The sequence below is a fragment of the Bradyrhizobium sp. genome, from assembly GCF_049512235.1.
In the GTDB taxonomy this organism is placed as follows: domain Bacteria; phylum Pseudomonadota; class Alphaproteobacteria; order Rhizobiales; family Xanthobacteraceae; genus Bradyrhizobium.
The window spans coordinates 1-7,084 of the sequence record NZ_JBEKXH010000335.1 but is presented as its reverse complement, the minus strand read 5'-3'; the positions used below and the strand labels follow the sequence as shown (position 1 = coordinate 7,084).

Genomic DNA, 7,084 nt, shown 5'->3' with positions numbered 1-7,084 from the left:
CGGGGGAGGGTTGGGGTGGGGGCCAACGCAGGTGGTATCTATGCTGAGGCACCCCCACCCCACCCTCCCCCGCGAAGAGCGGGAGAGGGAGTGAGAGGCCAATGCTCGTGGCCTGAAATGATAAGTCACGGGATCGCTCAACTAGCCGGACTGGCGCTTTCTCATTGCGGTGGCCTGATCCATCGAGACGCGCAGAAGGGTGCGCTACCGGGCCACTTCCGTCAGCCGTTGGCCTGGCGCTATCGGCGATCCCGCACCCTGCGGGCAGACGGTGAAGTTCAGGCCGTCGGGGCCGAACGAGAACGAGGTCAGGACGAACGTGCGGTGCTGGGGGTCGTTCTTCTGCTGCGTGGCGGCGAACGACTGGACCTCGCCGTTGATTTGCTGCGCAAGCAGCGGGACCAGTTCGTTGTTGACGATCTCGCTCATGAACGACTGGGACAGTTTCTCTCCGAAGCTCGTGCAACCGGCGAGGTCCTGCAACCAGGTCCAGGTCACATGCACATCGGTACGGGTGGCCTGCACGCTCACCGCGCCGACGGCGGCCATCCAGATCCCCAGCTGAATCGTGATGTCCATGTCGGCATCGAACCAGTCCGGGATGTTCAGGTGGAGTGGAACGGCGATGTTGGCGCCGCCATCGACCGGCGTGACCACCGTTCCGCCGCTGCGCAGCGCGAATTGGCTGCTGCCGGAGAACCGGCCATCGAGCTGCTGCTTCAGCGGCGCGGTCAGCACGCTCGCCGCCACGGGGGTCGATCCCAGCGCCTTGCATGCCGACGTATCCACCGTCACCGCCAGCGTTTTGATCACGCGCGAAACCAGCGTGCTCGATGCGGTCAGCGCGAACTGGGTTCCTGCGGTCAGAGTAGCGACCACGCTGCCGGACGTGGCGCCGGCGGCGCTCTTCTTGCCGTCGACGATCATTGAGACGGGCTCGTGCAGGGTCGTCGGCAATTTTACCTGCCACGACAAAGTGGTGGCGCCGAACGGCACGACCTCGGGCGGATTGGCCGAGAAGCTGACCACCTGGATTGCGCCGAGAAGCTCGAATTGCTGCTCGACCGCGGCCTGGTTTTTGTTGCTGTTATCCCCGTTGCCGTTCGGGCTGAGTGCCATTTCGCTCTCCCTGACCATCCTCTCGCCAGGGCGGAGCAGTCGATCTTTTGCAGCGCGGCTCAGGCGGCGGGTCAACTACGATGCACGCCCAGCGCGAACCATATGATTGTGCCGTTCTCGGGTCAATCCAAGCCGCAGCCGCGCTCAATGCTCGATTCCGGCAAGTTGATGCCGGCTAAAACGACGTCGTCAATTCGGTGAGCCACGCCGGTGAGGCGTCGACCAAAACGGCCTCTAGCCTCTTGTCGGCGCCGGAGACGATCGCTACCCCGATCACGATGAAGGCCGCGCCGAGCAGGGCCTTGCCGAGCTTGCCGGTCGACATCAGGCGTGAGCGCACGCGCATCAGGCTTGCGCGCGACAATAGTCCCAACAGGATCAGCGGCAGCGCCGCGCCGATGCCGAACACCGCCATGGTCAGGGTGACCTGCGGCAGATCGCGGCCCTGCGCGGCGAGCAGCGACGCCGCCCCCAGCGTCGGGCCGACGCAGGGCGACCAGACGGCGCCGAGCAAGAGGCCGATCGCAAATTGGCCCGCCAGCCCCGAGGCGGCAAAACCACCAAAATGATGGTCAGCCCAGCTGGAAACCGGTCCACCCGCGAGAGCGAGCCGCGCCTGCCAAGAGGGAACGACGAGGATGGCACCGAGAAGGATCATGATGACGGCGGCCGCCAGCCGGAACATGCCGGCGTCGATGCCAAGCCCGAACCCAGCCAGCGCCAGCAACAGGCCCAGTCCCGTGAACGAGGCGGCAAGCCCGGCGGCCAGGGCGAACGCGCCGAGCCGGTGCGCCGCAACCGCGGCGCCAAGCACGATCGGCACCAGCGGCAGCACGCAGGGCGACAGGATCGACAGCACACCGGCCGCGAAGGCCAGCGCCAAACCGGTCACGAGAACTCGCCAGTCACCTGAGCCCTCAAAGGCTCTTGTCGAGCAGGGCCGAGATCGAGGCCTGCTTGGTATCGCCGACGGAGCGCCCCTGCTCGGCCGATCCCCTGAAGACAATCAGGGTCGACTGCATCTGGGCGCCGAACTGCTTGACCACCGGCTTCATCGCATCGAAATCCACCCGGAAGATCTTCAGGTCCTTGAATTTGGGCTCGGCGGTCAATTTATCGAGAATGGGTTTCTGCGCCTTGCAGGTCGGGCACCAGTCGGCGTGGATTTCGACCAGGATCGGACTGCCCGACGCCTGCGCCGCCTTGAAGGCCTGTTCGGTAAAGGGAACCGTGGTGTCGGCCGAAGCGGGCGACAACAGGCCGGCGGTCAAAAGCCCCGCCGCAACGATCGCCCCGTTAAACAACCTGCGCGTCAAAATCATCGCTGTGCTCCCTGGTTGACCTCGCACCGACCGCCCGACATCCAAAGGCCTTGCTCGGCACGCGCCTTCTAAGATACGCGCTCAAGCCCGCGAATGTTACCTGACCACCCCCGAAATAAAGCCGGCCTTGCGCCGCGGCGGCTTGATCTCCTTCTTCAGAAAGCAATGGGCTTCCTTGCCGACATAACCCGACCGGGCATAGGTCCAGGCCCGGCATTTAGTGTCGCCGACGCAGGCCGCCTTGCAGGCCTCGTCGCCCTCATCGCTTTTGAGATCGAAATTGCGGTAGTCGCCGCCCAACCGGTCGATCGAGGTTTCGATCGCCTTGTTGCGCGGCTCCACCACGCCGGCGCCGCGGACGCCCGAAACACAGCAATTATCAGGGATGCGCCCTGGCACGCTGCTCTTGAGCCAGCAGACCGCGCCACTGTCGACATCGGTCGGGTAGTTGAAGCTCCACGCCCTGCAGCGGCGGTCGCGTTCGCACGCCAGCGCACAGACCTCCGGATCGCCCGAAGGCACCGGCGAACTCTGGTAGTCGCCGCCCGGGCGATCGAAATTGGCCTGCGCGTGGGCCGGCCGCGTGGCCATGGTGGCCGCCAAGACAGCCGAGATTACCAAACACGCCCTGGTCAGGCGGCCTCCCCACATACGCAATTGCTTTCAACCGATTGGACACGCGCCCGCCATCCGCGGGCCGCCATTTGATCGCCACGAACCTGTACGGTGGATGAACGGCGCTAGCGCATGCGGAAAAGCATGGCCTTTGGGATCGACCTCTCAACTAAAACGCATATTCGTCATAGGCCGGTTCGACCGAGCCATGCCATGGACCGTGGAACTTCTCCAGCATCTCCTCGGCGGGGGTGCGCCCTGCGTCGATAATCTGGTGCAACGGCTCGAGATGGCGGGTCTCGTCACGGCCGGCGTGATCGAGGCGGTTGCGCCGCCTTAAGCCCGAATGCGACAGACTCACACACTCCTTGGCGACCTCGAACAAATAACGATTCCCGATCCTGGCCTTGAAGCCCAGCCGCGGCACCTCGTCGCGCAACGCCTGGCGCTCTCCGGCATTCCAGTGCCTGACGATGTCCCAGGCAGCGTCCAGGCTCGCATCGTCATAGAGCAATCCGACCCAGAATGCCGGCAGTGCCGGCAGCCGGCCCCATGGCACGCCGTCGGCGCCACGCATTTCCAGATAGCGTTTCAGCCGCACCTCGGGGAAAATCGTCGAGAGATGGTTGGCCCAGTCCGACAATGTCGGCCTCTCGCCGGGAAATGCCGGATGCTTGCCCTCGAAGAAGTCGCGGAACGACGATCCGGCGACGTCGATATAGCTATCGCCGCGCTTGACGAAATACATCGGCACATCCAGGGCATAATCGACCCAGCATTCGAACCCCATGCCGTCCGCGAAGGCCCATGGGATCATGCCGGCGCGCCCATTGTCGGTATCGCGCCAGATCTCGGAGCGGAATGACAGGAAGCCGTTGGGCTTGCCTTCGGTGAACGGCGAATTGGCGAACAGCGCGGTGGCTACCGGCTGCAGCGCCACCGACACCCGGAGTTTTTTGACCATGTCGGCTTCCGAGGAGAAGTCGAGATTGGTCTGCACCGTGCAGGTGCGATACATCATGTCGAGGCCGTATCGACCGACCTTCGGCATGTAGTCGGTCATGATCCGGTAGCGGCCCTTGGGCATGACGGGAATTTGCGCGCGCGACCATGACGGCGTCATGCCAAGCCCGAGAAAGCCGATGCCCAGGGGAGCTGCGATCTCGCGCACCTGCGCCAGATGCGCCATCAGCTCGGACTGGGTCTGATGCACGGTCTCGACCGGCGCGCCGGACAATTCGAATTGGCCACCGGGCTCCAGCGAAATCGCGCCCCCTCCGGTAACATCATACAGGCCTATGATGTTGCCGCCCTCCATGATCGGCTCCCAGCCGAGCAGGAGCTGCATGCCTTCGAGCAGCGCGCCGATACCGCGGGCACCTTGATAGGCAACCGGATGGTGGCCCTGCAGCGTGAACGGCGTTTTCTCGTGTTCGGTGCCGATCCGGAATTCGGAACTGGGCTTCACGCCGGCCTCCAACCACGCCACCAACTCGTCGCGCGATTGCAGCGGCGTCATATCGATCTGGTCACGCGCCATGCAAATTCCGGATCAAACGCGCTTCGGCCGAATGCGCGCGGTGTCGGGGCCATCCGCGAACCGACCGCTCGAGGGATGGATGAGGTGAAAACGATATCATCGTGCAGGCGCGCCGTCTCTTGCGGCGGATACTTGCGCCTCGTCGCAGGAGCAGCCCAGCCGGTCAAGCAGCGCGCACAGCTGCAACGCCTCCACATCGGACAATTTCGAGCCGACGTGCTTTTCGATTGCGGCGGAATAAGCGCTCCACATCCTTTTCTGCAGCTCGCGCCCGGGCTCGGTAATCTCGACAAACTGACCGCGTTTGTCGATCTTGCATTCGCGCCGCGCCGCCAGGCCTTCGTCGACCAGCCGGTCGATCAGCCGCGAGGTCTGATATTGCGGGATCAGCATCTGCTTTTCCAGCTCCACCGGGCGCATTTCGCCCGCCGGCGCGCGCGACAGTTCGAGCAGGGCGTCATAACAGGCCAATGGCGGGAAACCGGCTTTCTTCAAATCCTGCTCGACGGCGTCAAGCACCCGGCTCTGAATCCGGATCAGGCGGATCCAGGCGGCGGTCGCCTCGGTCGATGGTTTGCGTTTCATGGACGAGCCCTGAGATGTCGCAGTCACTGTACCGCACTTAATGCAGCTGCATCAATCTTGACTCATTCATGCAGATGCATTTAGTGATCCGATAGCGTTTCAAGCGAGGGCCTGCTCCGGACTTGATCCGGCGTAGGATACCGGCTCGCAAGATGAAAACGAGTCAAAGTAAGCATTTGGAGCTCTGGTCGGCTCTGGTCGACCAGCACCGACCAGGCTCTAGCGCCCATAGCCAATAATCCCCAGGGAAGGAAAATTCCGATGAAACTGTATTATTCGCCCGGAGCCTGCTCGCTGTCCCCCCACATCGCGCTGCTCGAAGCAGGTCTGCCCTACGATCTGATCAAGGTCGATCTCAAGGCCAAGAAGCTCGAGAACGGCGACGATTACCTGAAAGTGAATCCGAAAGGCCAGGTCCCGGCGCTAGCCCTCGACAATGGCGAACTCGTGACCGAGGGCCCCGTCATCGTGCAGATCATCGCCGACAAGGCCGCCGGCAAAAACCTCGCGCCCGCCCGCGACAGCATCGAGCGTTACAAATTGCTGGAATGGCTCAATTACATCGCCTCGGAAGTGCACAAGAACTTCGGCCCGCTGTTCAGCCCGGTGCTATCGGACGACGCCAAGGCCTTCTTCAAGGATCGGGTGATGGGCAAGTTCAAATATATCGACAGCGCGCTTGCCGGCCATGACTACCTGATGGGAAAGCAGTTCACGGTCGCCGACGGCTATCTGTTCACGATGCTGTCCTGGGCGGAGCGGATGAAGTTTGATTTTTCGGCCTTGCCGAACCTTGTGGCCTACCAGGCCCGCGTCGCCGCGCGCCCGATGGTCCAGGAAGCGCTGACCAAAGAGGGCCTGATGAAGGCGGCGTGAGCTTCCAACTTCGTCGCAAGTGCTCCTCGCAATGACGGGGTGAGAGCCGGGCGCAACTCTATCCCCCGTCATTGCGAGCGCCGCGAAGCAATCCATCTCTCGCCAGGCGCAAGTGGATGGATTGCCTGGTCGCGAGCGCCTCGCAGCGGCGGAATTACGCCGCCGCCTGTTTCTTCGGCGGAAAGCGGCCGTAGAAGGTCTCGTCCTTGGCCGCCATCTCTTCCAGCAACTTGGGCGGGCTGAACCGCGAGCCGTATTTGGCCTCGAGCCTGTGGCACAGTTCGACGAATTTCCTGGTGCCCATGAAGTCGATATAGGACAGCGTGCCGCCGGTGAACGGCGCAAAGCCGAAGCCGAGGATCGAGCCGACATCGGCCTCGCGCATATCGGTGATGACGTGATCCTCCACCGTGCGGGCGGCTTCCACCGCCTGCACCACCAGGAAGCGCTGCTTCATTTCCTCGACATCGAGCGTGTCGGGGTCGAGATGCCGGGGCTGCAGCCCGGCGAGTTCGCGCCACAGGCTCTTCTGGCCCTTGCCCTTCTCCGGATAATCGTAAAAGCCCTTGCCGTTCTTGCGGCCGAAGCGGCCTTGTTTTTCGACCATCTCGACCAGAAGCTTCTTCTGGGCCTGATCGACGGCATTGGCGCCGAGATCGGCCTCCGTCGCCTTCATGATCTTGAGCACGAGATCGAGCGCGACTTCGTCGGACAGCGACAGCGGCCCGACCGGCATGCCGGCCATCTTCGCGGTGTTCTCGATCATCGCCGGCGGCACGCCTTCCATCAGCATTTCCAGGCCCTCGGCAGTGAAGCGCAGCACGCAGCGATTGGCGAAGAAGCCTCTGGAATCGTTGACCACGATCGGGGTCTTGCCGATCGCGCGCACATAATCCAGCGCGGTCGCGAGCGCGACATCGCCGGTGTTCTTGCCGACGATGATTTCCACCAGCATCATCTTCTCGACCGGCGAGAAGAAATGGATGCCGATGAACTTGCCCTGGTCCTTGAATTCCTCCGCCAGCGA

8 protein-coding genes are annotated in these 7,084 nt (G+C 63.2%); 1 reads left to right on the top strand and 7 read right to left on the bottom strand.

What is annotated here, in order from left to right; translation table 11 throughout:
* Positions 1 to 204: 204 nt before the first annotated feature.
* From ABSG20_RS25320 to ABSG20_RS25295, 6 genes are all read right to left on the bottom strand, one after another.
* Positions 205 to 1,119, bottom strand: coding sequence for a hypothetical protein (locus tag ABSG20_RS25320; RefSeq protein ID WP_423867230.1), 915 nt, complete (start codon positions 1,117 to 1,119; stop codon positions 205 to 207).
* Between the two features lie 175 nt (positions 1,120 to 1,294).
* Positions 1,295 to 2,011: a cytochrome c biogenesis CcdA family protein gene (locus tag ABSG20_RS25315; RefSeq protein WP_423867229.1), complete on the bottom strand. Its 717-nt coding sequence runs from the start codon at positions 2,009 to 2,011 to the stop codon at positions 1,295 to 1,297.
* A gap of 25 nt (positions 2,012 to 2,036) precedes the next feature.
* On the bottom strand, positions 2,037 to 2,441 hold the full coding sequence (locus ABSG20_RS25310; RefSeq protein ID WP_423867228.1) for a thioredoxin family protein: 405 nt from the start codon (positions 2,439 to 2,441) through the stop codon (positions 2,037 to 2,039).
* A gap of 96 nt (positions 2,442 to 2,537) precedes the next feature.
* Complete coding sequence (locus ABSG20_RS25305; protein ID WP_423867227.1) at positions 2,538 to 3,032, bottom strand: PAN domain-containing protein; 495 nt, start codon at positions 3,030 to 3,032, stop codon at positions 2,538 to 2,540.
* A 193-nt stretch (positions 3,033 to 3,225) separates the two neighbouring features.
* Positions 3,226 to 4,596: a glutamate--cysteine ligase gene (locus tag ABSG20_RS25300; RefSeq protein WP_423867226.1), complete on the bottom strand. Its 1,371-nt coding sequence runs from the start codon at positions 4,594 to 4,596 to the stop codon at positions 3,226 to 3,228.
* A gap of 96 nt (positions 4,597 to 4,692) precedes the next feature.
* Positions 4,693 to 5,181: a MarR family winged helix-turn-helix transcriptional regulator gene (locus ABSG20_RS25295; protein ID WP_423867225.1), complete on the bottom strand. Its 489-nt coding sequence runs from the start codon at positions 5,179 to 5,181 to the stop codon at positions 4,693 to 4,695.
* Positions 5,182 to 5,442: 261 nt separating this feature from the next.
* Between ABSG20_RS25295 and gstA the strand changes: the two genes are divergently transcribed.
* Positions 5,443 to 6,057 (top strand): glutathione transferase GstA, encoded by a 615-nt coding sequence (gene gstA, locus ABSG20_RS25290; RefSeq protein ID WP_423867224.1) that lies wholly within the window; start codon positions 5,443 to 5,445, stop codon positions 6,055 to 6,057.
* Positions 6,058 to 6,211: 154 nt separating this feature from the next.
* Here the strand turns inward: gstA and ABSG20_RS25285 are convergent.
* Positions 6,212 to 7,084, bottom strand: an 873-nt coding sequence (locus ABSG20_RS25285; protein WP_423867223.1) for a 3-hydroxyacyl-CoA dehydrogenase family protein, incomplete at its 5' end; no start/stop codon positions are given.

Bases quoted from the DNA above. Each gene is read 5' to 3' on its own strand.
- ABSG20_RS25320 (WP_423867230.1), bottom strand. From the start codon at position 1,119: ATGGCACTCAGCCCGAACGGCAACGGGGATAACAGCAACAAAAACCAG.
- ABSG20_RS25305 (WP_423867227.1), bottom strand. From the start codon at position 3,032: ATGGCCACGCGGCCGGCCCACGCGCAGGCCAATTTCGATCGCCCGGGC.
- ABSG20_RS25295 (WP_423867225.1), bottom strand. From the start codon at position 5,181: ATGAAACGCAAACCATCGACCGAGGCGACCGCCGCCTGGATCCGCCTG.
- ABSG20_RS25300 (WP_423867226.1), bottom strand. From the start codon at position 4,596: ATGGCGCGTGACCAGATCGATATGACGCCGCTGCAATCGCGCGACGAG.
- ABSG20_RS25310 (WP_423867228.1), bottom strand. From the start codon at position 2,441: ATGATTTTGACGCGCAGGTTGTTTAACGGGGCGATCGTTGCGGCGGGG.
- gstA (WP_423867224.1), top strand. From the start codon at position 5,443: ATGAAACTGTATTATTCGCCCGGAGCCTGCTCGCTGTCCCCCCACATC.